General features: G+C 73.6%; 18 protein-coding genes. 4 read left to right on the forward strand and 14 right to left on the reverse strand.

Features of this window, described 5'->3' with window-relative positions:
- Positions 1-19: 19 nt before the first annotated feature.
- The 4 genes from gap to ACIPYS_RS05560 form a co-directional block, all read right to left on the reverse strand.
- Positions 20-1,018, reverse strand: a complete 999-nt coding sequence (gene gap / locus ACIPYS_RS05545) for a type I glyceraldehyde-3-phosphate dehydrogenase (RefSeq protein ID WP_093863321.1) — start codon at positions 1,016-1,018, stop codon at positions 20-22.
- 229 nt (positions 1,019-1,247) lie between these two features.
- Positions 1,248-2,207, reverse strand: coding sequence for a GlxA family transcriptional regulator (locus ACIPYS_RS05550; protein WP_400743467.1), 960 nt, complete (start codon positions 2,205-2,207; stop codon positions 1,248-1,250).
- A gap of 199 nt (positions 2,208-2,406) precedes the next feature.
- Positions 2,407-3,117, reverse strand: coding sequence for a DUF998 domain-containing protein (locus tag ACIPYS_RS05555; protein WP_400743470.1), 711 nt, complete (start codon positions 3,115-3,117; stop codon positions 2,407-2,409).
- A gap of 149 nt (positions 3,118-3,266) precedes the next feature.
- Entirely contained in the window at positions 3,267-4,586 is a 1,320-nt protein-coding gene (locus ACIPYS_RS05560) for a diaminopimelate decarboxylase (RefSeq protein ID WP_400743473.1), read from the reverse strand.
- 164 nt (positions 4,587-4,750) lie between these two features.
- On the opposite strand from ACIPYS_RS05560, the gene ACIPYS_RS05565 reads away from it, so the two are divergent.
- Complete coding sequence (locus tag ACIPYS_RS05565; protein WP_400743476.1) at positions 4,751-5,482, forward strand: hypothetical protein; 732 nt, start codon at positions 4,751-4,753, stop codon at positions 5,480-5,482.
- 61 nt (positions 5,483-5,543) lie between these two features.
- The gene (locus ACIPYS_RS05570) at positions 5,544-6,428 is read left to right on the forward strand and encodes a DUF3592 domain-containing protein (RefSeq protein WP_400743478.1); all 885 of its coding nucleotides are present in this window, start codon (positions 5,544-5,546) and stop codon (positions 6,426-6,428) included.
- A gap of 45 nt (positions 6,429-6,473) precedes the next feature.
- Here the strand turns inward: ACIPYS_RS05570 and ACIPYS_RS05575 are convergent, their stop codons facing one another.
- The 9 genes from ACIPYS_RS05575 to ACIPYS_RS05615 all read right to left on the reverse strand — a co-directional run bounded on the left by ACIPYS_RS05575 (position 6,474) and on the right by ACIPYS_RS05615 (position 18,147).
- Positions 6,474-8,066, reverse strand: coding sequence for an amylo-alpha-1,6-glucosidase (locus tag ACIPYS_RS05575; RefSeq protein ID WP_400743480.1), 1,593 nt, complete (start codon positions 8,064-8,066; stop codon positions 6,474-6,476).
- Entirely contained in the window at positions 8,066-8,908 is an 843-nt protein-coding gene (locus tag ACIPYS_RS05580; protein WP_093863314.1) for a carbohydrate ABC transporter permease, read from the reverse strand. The genes ACIPYS_RS05575 and ACIPYS_RS05580 overlap by 1 nt, the downstream gene beginning before the upstream one ends.
- A gap of 9 nt (positions 8,909-8,917) precedes the next feature.
- On the reverse strand, positions 8,918-9,892 hold the full coding sequence (locus ACIPYS_RS05585; protein WP_400743484.1) for a carbohydrate ABC transporter permease: 975 nt from the start codon (positions 9,890-9,892) through the stop codon (positions 8,918-8,920).
- A complete protein-coding gene (locus ACIPYS_RS05590; RefSeq protein ID WP_093863312.1) occupies positions 9,889-11,232 on the reverse strand; it encodes a sugar ABC transporter substrate-binding protein in 1,344 nt (447 codons plus the stop codon). The genes ACIPYS_RS05585 and ACIPYS_RS05590 overlap by 4 nt, the downstream gene beginning before the upstream one ends.
- A gap of 108 nt (positions 11,233-11,340) precedes the next feature.
- Positions 11,341-12,090: an SDR family NAD(P)-dependent oxidoreductase gene (locus tag ACIPYS_RS05595; protein WP_045940822.1), complete on the reverse strand. Its 750-nt coding sequence runs from the start codon at positions 12,088-12,090 to the stop codon at positions 11,341-11,343.
- Positions 12,087-13,190 (reverse strand): ATP-NAD kinase family protein, encoded by a 1,104-nt coding sequence (locus tag ACIPYS_RS05600; RefSeq protein WP_400743489.1) that lies wholly within the window; start codon positions 13,188-13,190, stop codon positions 12,087-12,089. Before ACIPYS_RS05600 ends, ACIPYS_RS05595 begins: the two co-directional genes overlap by 4 nt.
- Complete coding sequence (gene gcvPB, locus ACIPYS_RS05605) at positions 13,187-14,767, reverse strand: aminomethyl-transferring glycine dehydrogenase subunit GcvPB (RefSeq protein WP_400743492.1); 1,581 nt, start codon at positions 14,765-14,767, stop codon at positions 13,187-13,189. Before gcvPB ends, ACIPYS_RS05600 begins: the two co-directional genes overlap by 4 nt.
- Positions 14,764-16,113 carry an aminomethyl-transferring glycine dehydrogenase subunit GcvPA gene (gcvPA, locus tag ACIPYS_RS05610; RefSeq protein ID WP_400743495.1) on the reverse strand — a complete coding sequence of 450 codons (1,350 nt, stop codon included), beginning with the start codon at positions 16,111-16,113 and terminating at the stop codon, positions 14,764-14,766. Before gcvPA ends, gcvPB begins: the two co-directional genes overlap by 4 nt.
- A 42-nt stretch (positions 16,114-16,155) precedes the next feature.
- On the reverse strand, positions 16,156-18,147 hold the full coding sequence (locus ACIPYS_RS05615; protein WP_400743497.1) for a beta-galactosidase: 1,992 nt from the start codon (positions 18,145-18,147) through the stop codon (positions 16,156-16,158).
- 118 nt (positions 18,148-18,265) lie between these two features.
- On the opposite strand from ACIPYS_RS05615, the gene ACIPYS_RS05620 reads away from it, so the two are divergent.
- Both ACIPYS_RS05620 and ACIPYS_RS05625 read left to right on the forward strand, forming a co-directional pair.
- The gene (locus ACIPYS_RS05620; protein WP_400743500.1) at positions 18,266-18,910 is read left to right on the forward strand and encodes a GntR family transcriptional regulator; all 645 of its coding nucleotides are present in this window, start codon (positions 18,266-18,268) and stop codon (positions 18,908-18,910) included.
- Positions 18,911-19,416: 506 nt separating this feature from the next.
- Positions 19,417-20,952 (forward strand): TolB family protein, encoded by a 1,536-nt coding sequence (locus ACIPYS_RS05625; protein WP_400743503.1) that lies wholly within the window; start codon positions 19,417-19,419, stop codon positions 20,950-20,952.
- Between the two features lie 81 nt (positions 20,953-21,033).
- Here ACIPYS_RS05625 and ACIPYS_RS05630 read toward each other — a convergent pair whose 3' ends face one another.
- A complete protein-coding gene (locus ACIPYS_RS05630) occupies positions 21,034-21,438 on the reverse strand; it encodes a hypothetical protein (protein ID WP_400743505.1) in 405 nt (134 codons plus the stop codon).
- Positions 21,439-21,526 lie beyond the last annotated feature (88 nt).

Below are 21,526 nucleotides of genomic sequence, written 5' to 3' on the forward strand. Positions count from 1 at the left end.
CCCCTCGGCCTGGCGGCCGTCAGCCGCGGGCGAGCAGCTCCAGGGTGTCGATGACCCGGTTGGAGAAGCCCCACTCGTTGTCGTACCAGGCCACCACCTTGACGTGCTTGCCGTCGACCCGGGTGAGCGCGGCGTCGAAGATCGAGGAGGCGGCCTCGCCGGTGATGTCGCCGGAGACCAGCGGCTCGTCCGCGTAGTCGAGGATGCCCTTGAGCGGGCCGTCGGCGGCGGCGCGGTAGGCGGCGAGCACCTCGTCGAGGGTGACCTCGCGCTCGACGGTGGTGTTCAGCTCGACGATCGAGCCGACCGGGACCGGCACCCGGATCGAGTCGCCGGACAGCTTGCCGTCGAGCTGCGGCAGCACGAGGCCGATCGCCTTGGCGGCTCCGGTGGTGGTCGGCACGATGTTGACGCCGGCGGCGCGGGCCCGGCGCAGGTCGCGGTGCGGCCCGTCCTGGAGGTTCTGCTCCTGGGTGTAGGCGTGCACCGTGGTCATGAAGCCGTGCTCGATGCCGGCCAGCTCGTCCAGCACCGAGGCCAGCGGGGCCAGCGCGTTGGTGGTGCAGGAGGCGTTGGAGACGATCGTGTGCGCGGCCGGGTCGTAGTCGGCGGTGTTCACGCCGTAGGCCAGGGTGACGTCCGCACCGTCGGACGGGGCGCTCACCAGGACCCGGGCGGCGCCGGCCTTCAGGTGGGCGCGGGCGGCGTCCGCGGAGGTGAACCGGCCGGTGGCCTCGAGGACGAGGTCGACACCGAGCTCGGCCCACGGCAGGGCCTCGGGGTCGCGCTCGGCGAGCACCTTGATCCGGTTGCCGGCGACGACCAGCTCGTCCCCCTCGACGGCGACCGGGTGGCGGAAGCGGCCGAGCGCGCTGTCGAAGCGGAGCAGGTGGGCGAGCGAGTCGATGGGGGCGAGGTCGTTGACCGCGACCACCTCCAGCTCGCTGCCGCGCTCCACCAGGGCGCGCAGGCTGTTGCGGCCGATGCGGCCGAACCCGTTGATGGCGATGCGGGTCATGGAGGGCTCCCTCTGCGGTTCCGGGGCGTTCCGACGCGTCCCGTCGTGCGGTCCCGTCGTGTGGTGACGCGTCCATCCTCGGAGTTCCGGGGCGCCCCGGACAGGGGCTGGATCGACACGGTGCGCAAGGATCTCGCCGGCCTTCGTGCCAGCGGCCGCAAGGATCCCGCCAGCAGGATCCCGCCACCACCGGTGCCACGGGTCCCGCCGCCCTTCCCCGGCCGTGTCCTCAGCCCTCGGCGCGCGCCGCGAAGGTGTGCCGGTACTCGGTGGGCGAGGTGCCGAGAACGCGGTGGAAGTGCAGCCGCAGGTTCGCCCCGGTGCCGAGCCCGACCCGGTCGGCGATCTGCTCCACGCCCAGGTCGGTGCGCTCCAGCAGCTCCCGTGCGAGGTCGACCCGGGCCCGCAGCACCCACTGCATCGGCGTGTAGCCGGTGTCCTCGACGAACCGCCGCGAGAAGGTCCGGGCCGAGACCCGCGCGTGCCGGGCCAGCCCCTCCAGCGTGAGCGGCTCGGCCAGGTGCGCCAGCGCCCACTCCCGGGTGCCGGCGAACAGGTCGCCCAGCGGCTCGGGCACGCTGCGCGGCACGTACTGGGCCTGACCGCCGCTGCGGTAGGGCGCGGCCACCAGCCGCCGCGCGACGTGGTTCGACAGCCCCACCCCGTGGTCGCGCCGGACCAGGTGCAGGCACAGGTCGATGCCGGACGCGGCGCCGGCCGAGGTGAGCACCGCGCCCTCGTCGACGAACAGCACGTTCTCGTCGACCCGGATCCGCGGATGGCGCTCCGCCAGGACCTTGGCGTAGTGCCAGTGGGTGGTCGCCCGCTTCCCGTCGAGCAGTCCGGTCGCGGCCAGCGCGAACGCCCCGGTCGAGATGGCCGCCAGCCGGGCGCCCCGGGTGTGGGCGGCGACCAGCGCCTCGACCACGGCGGCCGGCGGCGCGGTGGTCGCCGGATCGCGGTAGCCGGGGACGAACACGGTGTCCGCGTGCTCCAGCGCCTCCAGGCCCTCGGCCACGTGGTAGGACAGGCCGTCGCCGCCGGCCACCAGGCCCGGGGCCGGACCGCAGACCCGGACCGTGTACGGCATGCTCGGCCGGCTGGAGAACACCTGCGCGGGGATGCCCACGTCCAGCGGCTTCGCCCCCTCCAGTACCAGCACGGCGACCCGGTGCTTGCCTCGGCCCATCGGGCCGCCTCCACTCCCCGCGGACGACCCGGGCACCGCGGCGCGCCCCGGCCGGCACCGCACCGACCGCAAGCATCCTGCCATCAGCCCGGGTCTGCCGGGCCGGTCAGGGCCCGGCTCGCCGGTCAGGAGCCACCGGTCGGGGCGCGCCGGGCAGGACACACCGGTCGGGGCGGGCCGGCCGGGGCGGCCGCTCCGGTCAGGGTGTGGCGGCGGCCGGACGGGCGGTGCGCGGCAGCAGGGCCGGGACGGCCTCGCTCTTCACCAGCCAGGCAACGCCGAAGGCGAACACCGACACCGCCTCACCGAGGTAGGGCAGGGTGAGCGGCCAGCCCCGCGCCAGGTGCAGCACCCCGGCGACGGCGACCGTGAGCACTCCGGCCACGATCACCCAGCCGCAGACCAGGTACACCCAGTCTCGCGCCGGGCGGCGGTGGCCGGCCGCCGGGGAGTCCGCGAACAACCGCAGGCAGAAGTACCCGAGGACCCCGAACAGGCCCGCCGCGAAGACCAGATGGAGCATCCCGACGGTGGTCTGGACACCGCTGGGGTGCGGCACCAGCGCGGACGGCGGCTCGGTGGGGAACAGGGCCACCGCGATCGCCAGCACCCCGGCGACCGAGCTCAGCCGGTCCTCCCGGCGGTCGTGGCGGTAGCAGATGAGGAAGACGCCGACGGCGCACAGTCCGCCGACGAAGACGTTGCGCATATGGGTGTAGTAGGACGCGCTCATCGAGTCGAGCAGCGCGATCCGGGCGGAGGTGAGGCTGTTGCCGAGCGGAAGGGCGATCGGCAGCAGGAACCCGAGGACACCGACGCCGAGGCGCAGGCGCCGCACGGTACGGACGTCCTGGGCCCGGGGGTCGGGATCCACGGGGTTCCGGGCTTCGGCAGGGGGGTGGGCGGACATGGCGAGGCCTCCTTCGACACGCTGAGGCTGTCTGCACCGCGGCCGGGACGGCGGCCGCGGCAGGGTGATACCCGCCCGCCACCGTCCGGGAACCCCCTTCCGGCCTGCTGTTCTGACCCTCCGTCACGACTGTCGCGGCGGCGGTCCCGTCAGACCGGTCGGAGCAACTCCTCGACGGGCTGCGCCCGGCGCAGCGGCACGAACCGCACCGCGCCCGCCGCGTCCACCGTGAAGCCGTGCACCGCCGGCTCGGGCAGGCTGTTGTACTGGAAGTGGGTGGTCGCGTAGTAGGCGCCGGTGTCCAGCAGGGCGACCAGGTCGCCGGGCTCCAGCAGCGGCAACGGGCGGCCCGTCGCGACCAGGTCCCCGGCGAAGCAGCACGGTCCGGCGACGTCCTGCGGCACCGGCGCGCCGTCCTTCGCCGCGCCGGAGGAGTGGTGCGCGGTGATCCGCAGCGGCCAGGCGTCCGGCATGAACACCGTGCGGGTCGCGACCTGGGCCCCGGCATGGGTGACGGCGATCCGCCGGCCGCCGGAGGTCTTGGTGTACTCGACGTACGCGGCGGTGAAGCCGTTCTTCGCCAGCAGCGAGCGGCCGAACTCGGTCGCCAGCCGGTGGCCGCCGTCGAACAGCTCCGGCACCCGGGCCCGCAGCAGCCCGGCGTACTCGGCGAAGGTGGGCGCGGTGGTGTCGTCGGCGAAGTTGACGGGCAGTCCACCGCCGAGGTCGACGCCGACCACCTGGCGCCGCCCCAGCTCCTCGTTCACCCGCGCGGCGAACGCCACCGCCCGGGCGACCCCCTCGGCCATGAGGTCGAGCGGGCAGCCCTGGGAGCCGACGTGCACATGGACCCAGGTCAGCCAGGGGCGTTCGCGGAACGCCTCGACCAGCCGCTTCCCGTTCCCCTCGTCGGCCAGCCCGATGCCGAACTTGGAGGTCGCGGTGGCGGTGCTCATCGCCCCGATGCTGCCGCCGCCGACCTGCGGATTGAGCCGGACCCCGATCCGGGACCCGGGCGTCCCGGACCCCACCAGGGCGTCGACGCGTTCCAGTTCCTGCCAGTTGTCGACGTTGACGGCGACACCCAGCTCCAGTGCGGCGGCCAGCTCCCGCCGGGTCTTGGCGGGCGAGTCGAGGACGATCCGGTCCGGCCGGAAGCCCGCCGCCAGCGCCTGGGCCAACTCGCCGGGGCTGGCCACCTCGCAGCCCAGGCCCAGTTCACGCAGCCGGGCCAGCAGCGGGACCAGGCAGTTCGCCTTCGCGGCGAAGGTGTGCAGCACGTCGGGCCCGGCCGGGAAGGCCGCCCGCAGGCCGGCGACGCTCGCCGCCACCCCGTCGAGGTCCACGAAGGCGGCGAGCAGCGCGTCCTCGGGGTCGAGCAGCCGGTGCCGCACGGCCTCCCGCAGCACACGCTCACGACGGGCGGCGGCGCGCTCGGCCGGGTCGGCGGCAGGCTGAGGAATCGTCATGGTCCGGCACTCCCGTGGCTCGTCGGGCGGTCGGAGGCCCAGTCTGCCGCAGCCGTTGCAGTCCGGTGACACGGAAGGCCCGATTCCGTCGACTGTTCGCACTACGTTCGATCGTGCACGCCGTCGCACGACGACCACCCGGCACCCCGCTCAGGAGAACCTCCATGTCCCGCAAGGCGACCCGCCGTCCGACCACCGTCCGCGCGCTGGCGGGAGCGATCCTGACGGTTGCCCTGATCGCGCCCGCGGTGACGGCCTGCGGCCCCGACTCCGACGCGTCCGCCACCGCGTCCGTCACCACGACGGCCGCCACCGTGCCCACCGCCACCGGTACCGCGCCGACGACACCGACCGCCGCCGCACCGAGCACACCGAGCGCCACGGCCAGGCCCACCACCGCGGCACCGACGGCCACCACCGCGGCACCGACGGCCGCGTCCACGGCGACCAGCACCGGCACAGCCGGCGCCAAGCCGAAGTCCCCCGGCAAGAGCTTCCCCCTGGCCGACGGCATCAGCACGGCCGAGGTCCAGCCCACCGGGAACCAGAACTACACCGCCAGGATCGTCGCCCGCGGCTCCGTCCTGGCCACCCTGGAGACCAAGGACGCCGACGCCGGTCTCGACGCCAACGACATGTTCGTGGTGCTCTCCGTCGACGGCACGGTCCACTCCTGGACGGGCGGCGCCCACCAGGGCCCGGGCACCTTCAAGCTCGCGGGCGGCTGGACGGCCAAGGTCACCAAGGTCGGCGAACTCCACTACCGGGCGCAGATCCTCGGCCTCGACAACACCGTGATGGACACCTTCGACGCCGACCAGCACGACATCGGGGCCGTCGCCAACGGCGTGTCCATCGTGCTCACCGCGGGCGGGCGGATCAGCGCCCACATGTGAGGTGAGCACCGGCGTCGAGCGGAGCCCGGCCGCCCACCGATGATCCACTAGGCTCCCCGCCATGACTGACATCCGGCCGGCCGTGGTGCTGCACGGGACCCGGTACACCGCCCGGCTGGACGGCGACGCGCTCGTGCTGCAGCGGCGCCGCACCACCCACCGGATACCCGTGACGGCGATCGACCGGATCGACGTCCGCCCGGGCCGGGTGGACGTGGTGCTGCTCACGGCAGGAGCGGAGGCCCGGGTGTATCCGGTCACGCACCACAACGGCGCGGCCGCGAAGGCCTTCGCCCGGACGGCGGCCACCGCACTGCCCGAGCGGGCGGCGGCGGACCGGTCCGTGGACGGCGCCGCGCTGGTCACGACCACCGTCGAACCGCGTGGACGTACTCCGCTGCTCAAGCCGTTCGACTCGTGGCGGAAGCTGCTGCTCTGGTTCTACCTGGCGGGGCTGGTCGCCCCGTTCCTCGCCCGGGCGCTGGCGGCGAACCCCCGGATCGCGTCCAAGCCCGCGCTGGCGTGGCTGCTCACCCTGCCGTTCACCGTCCTCGCGGTGCTGGGCCTCTACGCCGTCGTCTCCTCGCTCCGGACCGACTGGCTGCTCTACCGCCGCGGCGTCACGGTGACCGCCCGGGTCACCGGCCACGACGACGACGGCGACACGGAGAGCCCCAGCCACTTCGCCCGGTACGCCTTCACCGACGCCGAGGGCATCGCCCGGGAACACACCGCCAAGGACCAGCCGGGCCTCGTCCGCACCGACACCGTGGACATCTGCTACGACCCGGCCGACCCCGGCCTGGTCCGCCGCCGGGCGGGCCTCGGCCGGGGCCTCGCCCGGGGCACCTTCCTCGGTCTGCCCCTGACGGTGGCCGCCGCCGTGCTGTTCGTGGGACTGGCCGGCTACATCCTCGCCTGGCCGTACCTGGGCGGGCCGGAGTAGCGCGCCCGGAACCGCGGGCCCCGGGGTCGCCCCGCCCCGGCCCGCCTACCCCTCCGCCGCCAGGTCGACGAAGAGCGCCGCGGACCAGCCGAAACCGGAGGTCGCCGTCCGGGCCCGGGTACCGGTGAGGGGGTTCCAGTACTCGTAGAGGCCCCCGGCGTCGCGGACCATGGCGAGGGTGCGCGCACGCAGTTCGGCGGCGGTGCCGGCGAAGCCGGAGCGCCGCAGTCCTTCGATCAGCAGGTAGTTGATGTTGAGCCAGACCGGACCGCGCCACATCGCCTCCGGGTCGAAGGCCGGATCGTCGAAGGCGACGGTGGGGACCGGCCGTTCGCCCCAGAAGGCGGGTGAGCGCAGGATGCGGTCCAGCGCGGCGGCGATGTCGGCGGGCAGCCGGCCGGTGAACAGGGGCATCAGGTCGAGCGCGGTGCGGACGGGCACGGGGGCGCCGGCCGCCAGGGTGGTGAAGCGGGTGCCGTCCCAGCGGCGGGCGACCAGGAGGTCGGTGTGGGCGGCGGCCCGCGAGCGCCAGTCGGCGGCCTCGTCCGGCCGTCCGAGGGCGTCGGCGATGTCGGCCAGCCGGTCGGCCTCCAGGACCAGGTAGGAGTTGAGGTCGGGCGGTTCGGCGCGGGGGCCGTGGTCCCAGACCGGGCTGTCGTCCAGGCCGGAGGAGTAGGGGTGCAGGTACTCGGGCAGGCCGTCGCCGTCCGGGTCGGACACGGCGAACCACCACCGGTGGGCGCGGACCAGCCGGGGGTAGGCGGCGGCGAGGAAGGGCAGGTCGGGAGCGGTCTCGTGGACCTTCCAGACGGCCCAGGCGGCGAGCGGCGGTTTGGTCACCGGCACCGGCCCGGGGGTGGGCCGGGCGCCGTTGGCGGTGCCGACGTGCTCGGCGAGCCGGGCGTGGTCGCTGCGGGGAAGGTCGGTGGTGTCGGAGAGCACACCGTGCTCGTGCACCACGTCGGGGAGCCGGCCGTCGGGCAGTTGGTGGTCGAGGAAGAGCAGGATCTGGTCCCGGGCGAGCGCCGGATCGGCGTGCCGGAGGGCGACGGCGTGGAACAGCGCGTCCCAGTTCCACACGCCCACGTAGCCGTACTTGGACGGGACGAGGCCCTCCCGGCCGGCGATCGGCAGCAGGTTGACGGCCAGGGTCCACCAGGCGGTGGCGGCGGCCACGACGAGGTCGGGGCGGACGGCCGGCATCCGGGCGAACCAGGCCGCCCAGCGGGCCTCGGCGGCGGCGCGCACAGCGGCGGCCGACCACTCCCCCGGCGGGCCGAGCAGGACGTGGCAGCCGTCGAGCGAGAGCTGCCGCGCGGTGCCGTCGGGCAGCCGCCAGGAGGCGTGGACGTCCTGCCCGGTGAGTACCAGGGTGACCGGGTCGGCGAACAACAGCGCGGCCCCGCCCGCGAATTCGACCGCCGTGGGGGTGGCGGCGCGGACCGGCAGCGGGTGACCGTCCGCGTCGCGCAGCACCAGCCCGGTGAGTTCGAGGGTGTCGGCGAGCCGGGTCTCGTACTCGGCCCGGGCCACCCGCAGCCCGTCCGGGCCCGCGGTGACCAGCAGCCGGGAGCCGCGTTCGGTGAACGGCCGCTCGTCGAGGTCGAGTTCGACGGCGCCGTGGGGATCGGGGGACATCAGCGGCCTCCCAGGCCGGAGGAGGCCATGCTGTTGAGGATCTTGCGCTGACCGACCAGGAAGGCGATCAGCATCGGCACCACGGTCATCGCGGAGAGCGCCGCGGTGAGCCCGTAGTCGATGCCGCCGCGCTGGGAGTTGAAGGAGTCGAGCAGCAGCGGGACGGTGAACAGCTCCGAGGTGTTGAGGAACACCAGCGGGAAGAAGTAGCTGTTCCAGCTGGCCAGGAAGACGATGATGCCGAGGGTCCAGAGGCCGGGCCGGATGTTGGGCAGCACGATCCGCCAGAAGATGGTCCAGCGGCCGGCGCCGTCGATCCTGGCCGCCTCCTCCAGTTCCACCGGCACGGCCCGGATGAACTGCCGGAGCAGGAAGACGGCGAACGGGTTGGCGATCGCCGGCAGGATCAGCGCCAGGTGCGAGTCGATCAGCTGGAGCTTCGCCAGCATGATGTACAGCGGCACGATCGTCACCTGGGCGGGCACCATCTGGGTGGCCAGGAACAGGCCGAACAGCGGGCCGGAGCCGCGGAACGGGATCCGGGCGAAGGCGTAGGCGGCCATCGCGCCGGTGAACAGGGTGGCGGCGACGGTGATCGCCGCGATGTACATGCTGTTCCAGTACGCGCGCCCGATCGGCACCTCGTTCAGCACGTCGGGGTAGTTCTGCGCGCGCCAGGGCGTGGGCAGCCAGGACAGCGGCTCGTTGATCATCTGGCTGACGCCCTTGAAGGAGGTCAGGACCATCCAGACGAACGGGAACAGCATCAGCAGGCCGCCGAGGACGAGCCCGGTGTGCAGCAGGAGCTGCCGGGGGGTGGTGGAGTGGCGGACGGTGGTCATGGCGGCGCCTCAGGACTCGTAGTGGACGAAGCGCTTCTGCGCCTGGAACTGGATCGCCGTGACGATCAGGGTCAGCAGCAGCAGGAGCAGGGCGGCGGCGCTCGACAGTCCGAAGTGGAACTCCCGGAAGCCCTGTTGGTAGACCTTGTAGACGATGGTCTGGGCGCCCTCGTTGTGGTCCGGGTTGACCAGGACGTAGACGAGGTCGAAGGCCTGGAACGAGCTGATCACCGACACCACCACGGTGAAGAAGACGGTGGGCGACAGCAGCGGCAGGGTGACCGAGCGCAGCGTCTGCCAGGGCCCGGCGCCGTCGATCCGGGCCGCCTCCAGCAGATTGGTCGGCACGGTGGCCAGACCGGCCAGGAAGATCACCACATTGAGGCCGAGCGAGGACCAGACGGTCACCACCGAGACCGCGACCACCACCCAGTCGGGGTCGGCCAGCCAGTCGGGCAGGGTGATCCCGAGGATGTCGTGCACGGTCCCGTTGAGGATGCCGTCCGCGCCGCCGCCGAGGATCATCTGCCAGATCACCGACACCGCGACCGAGCTGGTCACCACCGGGAGGAAGTAGACGACCCGGTAGGCCGTCCGCCCGCGCACCCCGTGCAGGGCGAGGGCGATCAGCAGCGCCAGGGCGAGGCCGCCGGGCACGGTGATCAGCCCGATCTTGACGGTGTTCCACACCGCCCGGCCGAACTCCGGATCGGTCAGCTGGGTGCGGAAGTTGTCCAGACCGACCCAGGTGGCGTCGCCCAGGCCGTCCCAGCGCATGAAGGAGAGCACCACGGCGAAGCCGAGCGGTCCGACCAGGAAGACCAGCAGGCCCAGCAGTTGAGGGCCGAGGAAGACCAGGGCCCACCGCCGGTCGCGGCGGCGCCAGAGCGGCTCGCGGCCGCCGCGCGCGGTGGGGGCGCCGCCCGCCGGGCCGGCGGCGGGACGCTCCCGCCGCCGGGCCGCGGCCTGGGTGAGGGCACTCATCCCTGCTTGCCCTTCATGCCGTCGACCAGGGTCTGGAGCTGGGTCATGCCCTCGTCGAAGCCGGTCTTGCCCTCCCAGATCTTCATCAGCTGGTCGTTGATCGCCTTGGTCAGACCGGGGACGGCCACCTCGTCGGGGTAGTTGGCGAAGCCCCGGTCGCGGACGTCCAGGAAGGTCCTGGCGTGCGGCGGGTAGTTGCCCTCGGTGACCAGGCTCTCGGCGCCCCGGACGGAGGGGACGGCGCTGCCGCCCTTGAGCCGCAGCTGCTGGCCCTCCTTGCTGACGAACTCGGTCAGGAAGGCGAAGGCCTCCTTCGGGTGCTTGCTGTCCTTGTTGATCGTCAGGTAGGAGGCGGCGACGGCGCCGGGTATCGGCTGCCCGCTCTCGGACGGGAACGGCACGATGTCGTAGCTCGCGCGGTCGCCGCCCTTGTCGATGCCCTCGATGACCCAGCGGCCTCCCGCGTAGAAGCCGGCCTTGTGCTTGATGAACTGGGTGGCCGCGCCGTTGCCCTCGGGCAGCAGGTCGGCGGAGGCGAAGGTCTTGTCCTTGTAGCCGTCGGCGAGGGTCTTCAGCGCCTGGCGGGTCTTCGGGTCGGTGGTGGCGACGAACTTCCCGCCGTCCCAGACCTTGCCGCCGAAGCCGTTGACGACGCTGTAGTTGGCGCCGTACCAGTTCCAGAAGATGGTGCCGGTCCGGTCCGCCGCCTTGAGCTTGGCGTTCATCTCCAGGAACTTCGCCGTGGTCCACTGCCCGGCCTCGTTCAGCGCGGCCGGGTCCTCGGTGATGCCGGCCGCGGCGAGGGCCTTCTTGTCGAACCAGAGCACCTCGGGGTTGGTGTCGTTGGGGACGCCGTAGGTGACGCCGTCCTTCTTGGCGCCGCCGTAGATGCCCTCGAAGAAGTCGGCCGGCCTGCTGCGGCTGTCCGGTCCGGCGAGCTGCTGGTCGAGCGGGGAGAGGACGCCGTCGGCGACCAGCTTGCCGATGTAGTCGTCACCGACGTAGAAGACGTCCGGCGCGGTCTTCGAGGTGAGCTGGGTGAGCAGCTTGGGGTGGTAGTCCTCGTAGGAGGCGACCTGCTCCAGCTTGAGGGTGATGTTCGGGTGGGTCTTGGCGAACTCGTCGGTGAAGGTCTTGAAGACCGCCATGTCCTCGGCCGAGCCCCAGGTCGACCAGCGGAGCGTGACCTTGCCGCCGTCGGCCTCGGCGTCGCCGGAGCCGCCCGCGCCGCCGGAGCCGCTGCACGCGGTGGCGGTGACGGCCAGGGCCGCGGCGGCGGCGACCAGGGCTGTTCTTCTGGTGAGGCGTGCGGGACTCGTGACACTCGTGAAAGCGGACATCGGATGCCTCCTGGGCTTTCGTGAGGGTGGGGGGAGGGGGCGTTCGGGTGGTGCGGAAGAGGGGCGTTCGGGTGCTGCGAAGGGGGGTCGTGCGGGTGGTGCACGGGGTCAGGCGAGCCCGCCGCCGTCGACGACCAGGGCGGATCCGGTCATGTAGCTGCTGGCGTCGCCCGCCAGGAAGAGCACCGCGGCGGCGATCTCCTGCGGCGTGCCGGCCCGGCCCATCGGCCGGTCGGCGGCGTCCTTCTCGAACACCGCCCACTCCTCCTGGAGCTGGCGCGCCTCGTCGCGGAGCATCGGCGTCATGGTGTCGCCCGGGTTGACGGAGTTGACCCGGATGCCGGCGGCCGCGTGGTCGATCGCCAGCGCGCGGGTCATGTTGACGACCGCCGCCTTGGAGGCGCAGTAGGACAGCGCGTTGCCGCCGCCCTTCAGCCCCCACCCGGAGCCGGTGTTGACGATCGACCCGCCCTCGGTCATGGCCGGCACGGCGAAGCGGCACATCAGGTAGACGGACCGCACGTTGACGGCCATCACCCGGTCCCAGTCGTCGGCGGATATCTCCAGCGCGGTCTGGCGCCGGATGATGCCGGCGTTGTTGAACAGGACGTGCAGCCCGCCGAAGGTCTGCACGGCGATGGTCACGATCCGCTCGCAGTCGGTCTCGGAGGAGACGTCGGCGCGCACCGCGACGGCCCGGCCGCCGGCCGCCTCGATCCCCCGCACGACCTCGCTCGCGTCCGCGAGGTCGGCGACGACCACGGCCGCGCCCTCGGCGGCGAACAGTTCGGCGGTGGCCCGGCCGATGCCGGAGGCGCCGCCGGTGACGATGGCGACCTTGTTGCGCAGGGTGTTCATGAGAGCTCCTCACTTGCCGAACTGATCCGGTACAGCACTGATTCACGGTGTCCGGTGACCACCCGGACGTGGCCGTCGAACGCCGCGTCGGCCCGGGGATCGCCGCTGTCGACCAGCAGCGGCCGCCCGCCGAGCGCGGCGAGCTTCTGCTGGGTGGCGAGCACGACGACCCCGGCGAGCGCGGCCAGGACCCGGGGACTGAACTGCTGGTTCCCGCGTCCGATCACGAAACCCTGCCCACCGATGACCGATAGCACACCATGCGTGACCTGTGACATGGCAATGGCATGCAGCCGCTGCTCGGTCACATCACGGGCGAGCAGGGCGCCGTCCCGCACCACGTCCACGCCGAGCGGTGTCAGCGCCAGCCCGAGCGCCCGCCCCACGGCCAGCGTGGTGGCGCCGGGTCCGAGCGCGTAGGCGGTGCCCGGGAGCATGCCCGCCACCACCGCGCGGGCGATGGAGTCGGCCGAGCCGGGCGGCGCCGCCGAGGAGCCGGTCTTGCGTCCGCTCAGTCGGTCCCGGGCCGCCGGCACCCGCAGCGTGCCGTACAGCCGGGCGCCGACCAGGCCCGCGCGGTGGCCCTCCTCGTCCAGGTCGACCACCTCCGCGTCGACCGTGCGGCCGTCGAACCCGGCGGCGGTCGCGCCCGCCGCGGCCGGGCCGAGGGCGAAGCAGCCGGAGTAGACCTTCACCCCGGCCGGGACACCGAGCACCGGTGGGCGCGGCCCCGCGTCCAGGACGTCGCGCGCCGTCCCGTCACCGCCCGCGAACAGCAGCAGGTCCACCCCGCCGAGCGCCGCGACCGCCGCGCGGGTGTCGGCGGCGCCGGTCGACCCCGCCGCCGGCCGGTGCTCCAGCCGGTACGGAACGCCGGCCGCCCGGGCGCTGTCCTCCCCCATCGGGCCGGCCACGGTGCGCACCAGGACGTCCGGCCGCCGGGCCCGCAGGGCGCGCAGCGCGGCGGCCGCGCGCTCGGCCGCCCGGGGGACGGCGCCCAGCGCGAGCGCCCTGGCCTGGACGTCCGGCCCGTCGCTGCCCTTGAGGGCCACGGCGCCGCCCAGGCCGGCGACGGGGTTCACGATCAGACCGACGATCATGCGCGGGGCTGCCCGCCGTGCTTGCGGAGGTAGGCGCGCCAGCTCGGCGACCACTGGGCCGGGTCGTCCAGCGGGGTCGGGTCGGTCCGGTGCACCGTCTGGCGGTAGGGCGCGTTGCGGACGAACTCCGGGTCCTTGCGGGCCTCGTCGGCGACATGGGCGAGGATCGCGGCGTACTCGTCGAGGTCCTCCCTGGAGTAGGACTCGGTGGGCTCCAGGGTGAACGGCTCGGGCACCACGTACGGGTGGTGGCTGGTCCAGTAGTGCACGCCGAAGTCCGCCGCGCGGATGCCGATCTCCTCGGAGTGGACGCCGGTCTCCTCGGTCAGCTGCTGCCAGGAGTAGCGGACCTGCTCGACCCGGCGGCGGTCGGCCCACGGCACGGACGCGCCGGGGATCCGGGCCACCTTGGCCAGCAGGTAGTTGTTGTTGAGCACGGCCGTCTCGGCTACCTCGCGCAGGCCCTCGGCGCCGAGCGCCATCACCCAGGCGTAGGCGCGCACCACGTTGGGGGTGACGCCGAGGAAGGGGCGGATCTTGCCGACCGAGCGCTCGGGGACGGCCAGGGTGAAGACCTCCCCCTTCTCGCCGGGGGCGCGGTCGACCACCGGCCCGGGCAGGAAGGGCACCAGCGCCGCCGAGACGCCGCAGGCGCCGGCCGCCGGACCGCCGCAGGCGTGCGGGGTGGAGAAGGTCTTGTGCAGGTTGAAGTGGCACAGGTCGAAGCCCGCGTCCCGGGCCCGGGTGATGCCGAGGATGCCGTTGGCGTTGGCCTGGTCGTAGCAGGCCAGGCCGCCCGCCTCGTGGACCAGGTCGACGAACTCCTTGATCCGCGGGTTGAAGATCCCGGTGTCCTCCGGGTTGGTGATCATCAGTGCGGCGGTGCGCGGCCCGACCGCCGCCCGCAGTGCCTCGATGTCCGGGTTGCCGTCGGCGTCCGGCATCAGGGTGATCACCTCGTAGCCGGCGACCTTGGCGCAGGCCGCGTTCGAGGGGTGCGAGAACATCGTGGTGATCACCTGGTCCCGCTGCCCGCCCTCGCCCCGCGAGGCGTGGTAGGCGCGGATCATCGCGATGTTGGCGTAGATCGCCGCGGAGCCCGCCCCCGGCTGGAGGGACACCCGGGCCATGCCGGAGACCTCCTTGAGGATCTGCTCCAGCCGCCAGTAGATCTCCAGCACGCCCTGCACGGTGGACTCGGGCTGCAGCGGGTGCAGCGCGGCCACCCTCGGGTCCCGGACGAAGGAGTCGTTGACCTTGGGGCTGTACTTCATGGTGCAGGTGCCCTGGCCGACGTCGATGTTGAAGTCGGCGCCGAGGGTCTCCTGGGAGAGCCGCAGGTAGTGCCGGACCACCTGGTTCTGGGACAGCTCGGGCAGCGCGGGCGGGGTACGGCGGGCGATCGACTCCGGGAGTTCGACCACGGGCGCGTCGGGCGCGGGGACACCCACGCCGCGACGGCCGGGCCGGGACAGCTCGAAGACGATCTCCTCGTCCCAGCGGGCCTGGTGGAAGCGGCGCAGGCCCGGCTTGGGGGTGACCGGCAGGCTGGCGAAGGGTTCGGTGTGCGAGCTCATTCGGCGCCTCCCAGGGCGGAGAGGGCGTCCTTGACGGCCGCCGCGAGGGTGTCGATGTCGGCGATCGAGTGCCGTTCGGTGACGCAGACCAGGACCTCGCGGTCCCCGAGCCGCACACCGCCGAGGATGCCCCGGCCGTGCAGGTCGGCGAGCAGCGCGTCGGCGTCCGGCACCTCCACGGCGAACTCGCGGAAGTGCACGGCCTCCTGGTGGCGGACCACGGCGCCGGCCGCGACCAGCGCGCGCATGGCGTAGCGGGTGCGGGCGAGCACGGTCTCGCCGATCTCCCGCATCCCCTGCGGGCCCATCAGTGCGAGGTAGACGCCGGCGGTGATGCCCCACAGGGCGGCCGCGGTGCCGACCCATTCCTTGCCCTCCTCGCGGAGCGCGAACGAGGTCCGGTCGTAGAAGACGTCGCCGAAGCCGTACTCGCCGGGCACCGCCGTCGGGGCGATGCCGAACAGCCGGGACGGGAACTCGGCGACCAGCCGCTCGTCGTCGTGGCTCGCGATGAACCCGGCCTGGCCGCCGCCGTACTGCGGGTGCATGCCGAGCGACTGGATGTCCCCGCAGACCAGGTCCGCGCCGTAGGAGGCGGGCGGGGCGAGCACGCCGAGCGAGATCGGGTCGGTGCCGACGACCAGCAGCGCGCCGGCGCCGTGCGCCAGTTCGGCCAGCTCCCGGCCGCGGGTCTCGACCACGCCGTGCACAGTGGGCGTCTCCAGGTAGAGCGCGGCGAAGGTGTCGTCGAGCCGGACCTCGCCCATCTCCCCGGAGTCGGCCACCGGGGCGAGGTGCACCTCGACGTCGGGGGTGAGGTAGTCGCGGATCTTGGCCAGCTTGTCGGCCGCGATCGCCCCGCTCACCAGCACCTTGGAGCGTCCGGTGCGGCGCGCGGCCATCCGCAGGGCCGTGCCGGTCGCCTGGTAGCCGTCGTACACGGGGACGTTGACGACGTCCATCTCCAGCAGCTCGGCCATCATCGAGACGTACTCGAAGAGGGCCTGGAAGCGGCCGTGGTCCTCGTAGGGCTCGCCCGCGTAGGCGGTGAGGAACTCGCCCCGGCCGTTGACCTCGTCGCACACCGCCGGCACGTGGTGGTGGTAGCAGCCGTGGCCGAGGAAGCTCAGCAGTGCGGACGGGTGGGTGTTGCGCGCCAGCAGGCCGTGCAGGTGCCGGACCAGGCCGGGTTCGTCGGCGAACGGCGCGGGCAGGTCGAGCGGGCGGTCGAGCCGCAGGTCGGCGGGGATGTCGCCGTAGAACTCGGCGACGTCGGGGGCGCCGATCTCGGCGAGCATCGCCGCCCTGGTCTCGGGCCCCGCGTTGGGGATGTAGGGATGGGCCACTGGCACTCCTCGGGTCAGGGCTTCGGGCTGCTTCGGGCTGCTTCAGGACTGCTTCAGGACGACGGCGTCGCCGGGCGCGAGCGACAGGGGGCCGTTCGGCAGCGGACGGCCGGTCAACAGGTCGGCGCAGGTAGTGGTCGGGTCCGGCAGCGGGACGGTGGCCGCCCGGGTGCCGTGGTTGAGCAGGAAGAGGTAGGGGCCGCGGCGGCAGGCCTCGACGCCCTCGGGGAGGTCGGGCCCGGCGACGCCGGTGACCCCGGCGGCGGTCAGCACCTCGTCCAGCAGCGGGGCCGGGTCCTCGGGCAGGCAGCTCAGATAGGTGGCGCTCCCGGTACCGGCAACCCGCCGGGTGACGGCCGGGCGGCCGTCCAGCGGGCCGCCCCGGTAGCGCGCCACCACCTCGGCGCCGTCCGCCTCCACCCACTCGGTCCAGGTGCGGGTGGACAGCCGGGTGCCGTCCGCCGTCTCCACCTCCTGGCCGACGCCGTCCGGCAGCGGCCGCCACTCCTCGACCCGCACCCCGAGCAGCTCGCGCAGCGGACCGGGCGCCCCGCCGTCGTGGACCCGGTCGGCGGTGTCGACCACCCCGCTGAACGGTCCGACCACCAGGTGGCCGGGGAACTCGGCCAGCGCGGCGGCCTGCTCGGCGGTGCAGAGGTAGAGGTTGGGGGCGATCACCAGCCGGTAGCCGGAGAGGTCGCGCCCGGGCGGGGCCAGGTCGACCGCGATGCCCCGGGCGTGCAGCGGCGCGTACCAGGAGAGCAGCAGCTCGTGCAGCCGGAGCCGGTCGGAGGGCATCGACTCGGGCGCTTCCAGCCCCCACCAGCTGTCCCAGTCCAGCAGCAGCGCGACCTCGGCCCGGGTGGTGCTGCCGGCGACCTCGGCGAGCCGGCGGACGTCCGCGCCGAGGGCGAGCGTCTCGCGCCACTGCCGGGTCGCGGTGCCGCCGTGCGGCAGCAGCGCCGAGTGGAACTTCTCCGGTCCGTAGCGGGCCTGCCGCCACTGGAAGAACATCACGCCGTCGGAGCCGTGGGCGAGCGCCTGGAGGCTGTGCAGCCGCATCACCCCGGGGTCCTTGGGGACGTTGACCGCCCGCCAGCTGACCGCGCTCGGCGCGGACTCCAGCAGCAGCCAGGGCTGCCGCTTCAGCGAGCGCATCAGGTCGTAGCTGAGCGCGGCCTTCACCGCGGCCCGGGGGTCGGCCGGGTCCGGGTAGGCGTCGTCGGTGACGACGTCCTCGGCGGCGGCCCACTTCCAGTAGTCGAGGTCGCGCAGCACGCTCATGAAGTTGGTGGTCACCGGCACGTCCGGGGTGACCTCCTTCAGCACCGCGCGCTCGGCCTCGAAGCAGGCGAGCAGCGCGTCGCTGGAGAAGCGGCGCCAGTCCAGCAGCTGGGCCGGGTTGACCGGTCCGGGCGCCTTGCGGGGCGGCTCGATCTGCGTCCAGTCGGTGTAGTGCTGGCCCCAGCAGGACGTGCCCCAGGCCGCGTTGAGGCCGTCCAGGGAGCGGTGGCGCTCCTCGAGCCAGCGGCGGAAGTCGCGGGCCGACTCCGGGCAGAAGCACTCGGCGGTGTGGTCGGCGTACTCGTTGCTCACGTGCCACATGGCGAGGGCGGGGTGGTCGCGGTAGCGCTCGGCCACGGCCCGGGCGAGCCGGACGGTGGCGGCGCGGAACACCGGCGAGGAGGGGCAGTAGCCCTGCCGGGAGCCGAACTCCAGCCTGGTCCCGGCGGCGTCGACCGGCATCACCTCCGGGTGGTCGCGGACCAGCCAGGGCGGCGGGGTCGCGGTCGCGGTGGCGAGGTCGACGGCGATGCCGTGCTCGTGGAGCAGGTCGAGGACGCGGTCCAGCCAGCCGAAGTCGTAAACGCCGGGGGCGGGTTCCAGTCGGGACCAGGAGAAGACGCCGACGGTGACGAGGTTGACGCCCGCCTCCGCCATCAGCCGGACGTCCTCCTGCCAGACGTCCTCGGGCCACTGCTCGGGGTTGTAGTCGCCCCCGAACACCAGTCCCGGCACCCGGGTCAGGCCCATGCTCCGCCTCCTCGAGGGGTCGAGGACCCCGTTCAGAATTTTGTATTCAAAATACATAGTGCAGTACACTGAATGCGGTCAAGGGCTATGCTGCGAATCCGGAAAAAGGGGGACCCCGATGGCGATCGAGCGCCGCCCACTGCGCGAACAGATCCGCGACGAGCTGATGGACCGCCTCACCCGCGGCGAGTTCGCGGCCGGCACGGACGTGAACGAGGCGGTCCTGGCGGCCGAACTCGGGGTCAGCCGCACCCCGTTGCGGGAGGCCCTGATCGCCCTGGCGGGCGAGGGCGTACTGGAGAGCAACCAGGGCCGGGGCTTCCGCTTCGCACCGGTCAGCCGCACCGAATTCCGCGAGCTGGTCGCGATCGTCGCGGCCCTCGAGTCGCTGGCGCTGGAGTCCTCCGACCCGGCGCACCTGCGCACCATCGCCCCGCGCCTGCTGGACCTCGCCCAGGGCTTCCCCGACCAGGTCGCCACCCACGCGACCGTCGACCGGCGCGACGACGAGTGGCACGGTCTGCTGCTCAGCGGCTGCTCCAACGAGCGCCTGATCGACCTCCTCACCCGGGTCAAGGCCGGGATGCGGCGCTACGAGAACCTGGTCGTGGCGGAGGACGAGCCGGTGGCGCGCGAGTCGGAGGAGCACTGCGAGATCGCCCGCCGGCTGCTGGACGACGACCTGCCCGGCGCCATCACCGCGCTGCGGGCCAACTGGATCGGCGGCATGGAGCGGATGCTCGCGCACATCCCGGCGGAGTGAGGCACGACTGCCCCTTGGGGCAGCGCCCGACGCTCCGACGGGGGCCGTGCGGGCGGTCTGCGTTGACACCCCGTCCGAGCTGGGACACCGTAGTCGCAGAGCCGGACCGCGACCCCTCGTCGGTCCGGCGAACGCGCCTGTCAGCGGCGCGCTCCCAGCACGTCCCGGGCCCGCATCCCCCGTCGGGCCCGGGACGGCGGTGACCCTTCCCGCCCGCACCCCGGCCGGCAGCTGCCGTCCGACCCTTTCCCCGCCCGTTGCTCGACGGCGTCGGTTCCCGACTGCCGTCCGATCGCCGTTCTTCACCAACTCCCTTGCGCTCAGGGCATGTTGCGCGCGCGATGGTGATGATGGCGGGATGTCGCCGAAGGCCCGCCGCAAGCCGTTGACGGCGTCCCGCCCGAACCGCTTGGCTCGACCCCGAGCCGACCGCCCGGGGGGCGGGCCGCGCGCCGACGGCGGAGTGCCGCGCGCGTGGGCGAGGGCGCGATCCAGGGAGAGTCCCGATGAGCAGCACCACCGCAGCAGCACGAACTTCCGCTACCAGAACCGCCGTTGCCCGGACCACCGGCACGCGGCCCGGCCGTCGGCGCCTCGCCGCCACCGCGGCCCTGCTGGCGGCCGGCCTCCTCGCCGGCACCGCCACCGCCGCGACCGCCGCACCGGCACCGTCCTGGGCCGGCGGCACGGCCCGGGTCTCCGTCGGCCTCGGCGGCGCCCAGCCCGACGACTCGGCCTGGGCCGAGAACCTGAGTGCCGACGGCCGTTACGCCGTCCTCGGCGCCGACGCCACCAACCTGGTGCCCGGCGACACCAACGGCGTGACGGACGTGTTCGTCCGCGACCTCCTCACCCGCCGGACCGAGCGGGTCAGCCTCACCTCCTCCGGCGGCCAGTCCGACGGCCGCTCCTACGACGGCGTGATCAGCGGCAACGGCCGTTACGTCGCCTTCACCTCCACCGCCGCGCTCGTCCCCGGCGACACCAACGGCGCCGAGGACATCTACCTCCGCGACCGCTGGACCGGCCGCACCGAGCGGCTGACCGCCGGCGACCCGCAGCGCGAGGTCCCCGGCCTCAACTCCTTCCTGGCGTCGATCAGCTGGGACGGCCGCTACGTCGCCTTCGCCTCCAGCCGGACCGACCTGGTGCCGGACGCGGTCGACCCGCGCGCCAACATCTACCTCCTCGACCGGTGGAGCGGCACCACCCGGTTGATCAGCCGGGCTCCCGACGGCACGCCCGCGAACCGCGCGTCCACCGCGCCGGTGATCAGCGGCGACGGCAGCAGGGTGGGCTTCACCTCCCAGGCCACCAACCTGCTCCCGCCCGGGGAGGGCGGCGGCGATGCCGCCCGCACGGCCGACGCCTCCGACGCCGTCCCGGCCTCCGCCGACGAGCACGTGCCCGGCCGCCCCGCCCGTACCGGGGCCTCCCCCGCCGCGGGCGCCGCCGGCTCCCGCGCGGAGCTCACCAGGCCCCGCTACTACCCGTTCTACGTTCACGACGTCGCCACCGGGCAGCTCAAGGGCGGCAGCGTCGACGAGACCGGCCAGCTGCTCGGCTCCTCCGTCGGCAGCCTCACCCCCGACGGCCGTTACGCGCTCTTCGCGGTCCCCGTGCCCAACTCGCCCGCCGATCCCAGCGGGCCGCGCCACTTCGAGATCGTCGTCCGCGACCTGCGGCAGGGCACGATCCGCCGCCTCCCGCCCGCCCTGCCCGGCACCGTGACCACCGGTTCCTCCTACAACGCCGTCATGCCCGCCGGGAACCGCTGGGTCTACTTCCTCTCCGAGGCCGAGAACCTCGTCCCCGGCGACACCAACCTGGTCGACGACATCTTCCGGCACGACCTGTGGACCGGCCGCACCGAGCGCCTCAGCGTCTCCACCGACGGCGTCCAGAACACCGGTTACTCCTACAACCCCCTGGTCGACGCCCTCGGTACCACCGTGCTCTTCACCTCCGAGGACGGCACCCTCGTCCCCGGCGACACCAACACCACCGCCGACGCCTTCACCCGCCGCCTGCCGCTGTTCTGACCCCGCTTCCGACCGCGTGCCGGTGCCCGCCCCGCCGCGTTCGCGGGGCGGGCACCGGCACATCTCCCCTCTCCCCCCGGGTCAGTGCCCCTGGGGCCCCGGGGGCGCGTCGGCGGGGTAGACGTGGAACGGGGCCGCGTGGGGATAGGGAGCCTGGAGCGCGGCGGGCGCGGCGGGAGCGCCAAGGGCCCCGGCCAGGATCAGGACGAAACCGGCCAGGTGGAACAGGGTCGCGATCCCCGAGACGACGGTCAGCGCCACCAGCGGATCCGCACCGGCGAACACGGTGTCGAGGCCGAAGCCCGTCCCCAGAACGAGGACGACCGGCCCCGGGGCCGTCACCAGACAGCCGATCATCGCCAGCCGGGCGTTGCGCCCCCGGCGGCGGAGGAACGTACCCGCCACCACGGCGCCGGCCAACGGGACGAGGACCGAGAGGGCCGCGATGAACAGATGGACGAGGCCGACGGTCCGGTAGTCGGTCATGGGACTCCAAGCGTGTGCGGGGACGGGAAGTACCGGGACACCCCCGATCACGCACGGACCCCGACCGGCGGTTCCGCACGGGAGCGGC

The organism is Kitasatospora sp. NPDC089913 (assembly GCF_044748625.1).
Classification (GTDB): domain Bacteria; phylum Actinomycetota; class Actinomycetes; order Streptomycetales; family Streptomycetaceae; genus Kitasatospora.

What these genes read in the sequence shown, in the direction of transcription:
- ACIPYS_RS05630 (WP_400743505.1), bottom strand. Translation starts at nt 21,438, where the DNA reads ATGACCGACTACCGGACCGTCGGCCTCGTCCATCTGTTCATCGCGGCC.
- ACIPYS_RS05550 (WP_400743467.1), bottom strand. Translation starts at nt 2,207, where the DNA reads ATGGGCCGAGGCAAGCACCGGGTCGCCGTGCTGGTACTGGAGGGGGCG.
- ACIPYS_RS05555 (WP_400743470.1), bottom strand. Translation starts at nt 3,117, where the DNA reads ATGTCCGCCCACCCCCCTGCCGAAGCCCGGAACCCCGTGGATCCCGAC.
- ACIPYS_RS05585 (WP_400743484.1), bottom strand. Translation starts at nt 9,892, where the DNA reads ATGAGTGCCCTCACCCAGGCCGCGGCCCGGCGGCGGGAGCGTCCCGCC.
- ACIPYS_RS05620 (WP_400743500.1), top strand. Translation starts at nt 18,266, where the DNA reads ATGGCGATCGAGCGCCGCCCACTGCGCGAACAGATCCGCGACGAGCTG.
- ACIPYS_RS05625 (WP_400743503.1), top strand. Translation starts at nt 19,417, where the DNA reads ATGAGCAGCACCACCGCAGCAGCACGAACTTCCGCTACCAGAACCGCC.
- gcvPB (WP_400743492.1), bottom strand. Translation starts at nt 14,767, where the DNA reads ATGAGCTCGCACACCGAACCCTTCGCCAGCCTGCCGGTCACCCCCAAG.
- ACIPYS_RS05600 (WP_400743489.1), bottom strand. Translation starts at nt 13,190, where the DNA reads ATGATCGTCGGTCTGATCGTGAACCCCGTCGCCGGCCTGGGCGGCGCC.
- ACIPYS_RS05565 (WP_400743476.1), top strand. Translation starts at nt 4,751, where the DNA reads ATGTCCCGCAAGGCGACCCGCCGTCCGACCACCGTCCGCGCGCTGGCG.
- gap (WP_093863321.1), bottom strand. Translation starts at nt 1,018, where the DNA reads ATGACCCGCATCGCCATCAACGGGTTCGGCCGCATCGGCCGCAACAGC.
- ACIPYS_RS05595 (WP_045940822.1), bottom strand. Translation starts at nt 12,090, where the DNA reads ATGAACACCCTGCGCAACAAGGTCGCCATCGTCACCGGCGGCGCCTCC.
- ACIPYS_RS05575 (WP_400743480.1), bottom strand. Translation starts at nt 8,066, where the DNA reads ATGTCCCCCGATCCCCACGGCGCCGTCGAACTCGACCTCGACGAGCGG.
- ACIPYS_RS05590 (WP_093863312.1), bottom strand. Translation starts at nt 11,232, where the DNA reads ATGTCCGCTTTCACGAGTGTCACGAGTCCCGCACGCCTCACCAGAAGA.
- ACIPYS_RS05615 (WP_400743497.1), bottom strand. Translation starts at nt 18,147, where the DNA reads ATGGGCCTGACCCGGGTGCCGGGACTGGTGTTCGGGGGCGACTACAAC.
- ACIPYS_RS05570 (WP_400743478.1), top strand. Translation starts at nt 5,544, where the DNA reads ATGACTGACATCCGGCCGGCCGTGGTGCTGCACGGGACCCGGTACACC.
- ACIPYS_RS05560 (WP_400743473.1), bottom strand. Translation starts at nt 4,586, where the DNA reads ATGACGATTCCTCAGCCTGCCGCCGACCCGGCCGAGCGCGCCGCCGCC.
- ACIPYS_RS05580 (WP_093863314.1), bottom strand. Translation starts at nt 8,908, where the DNA reads ATGACCACCGTCCGCCACTCCACCACCCCCCGGCAGCTCCTGCTGCAC.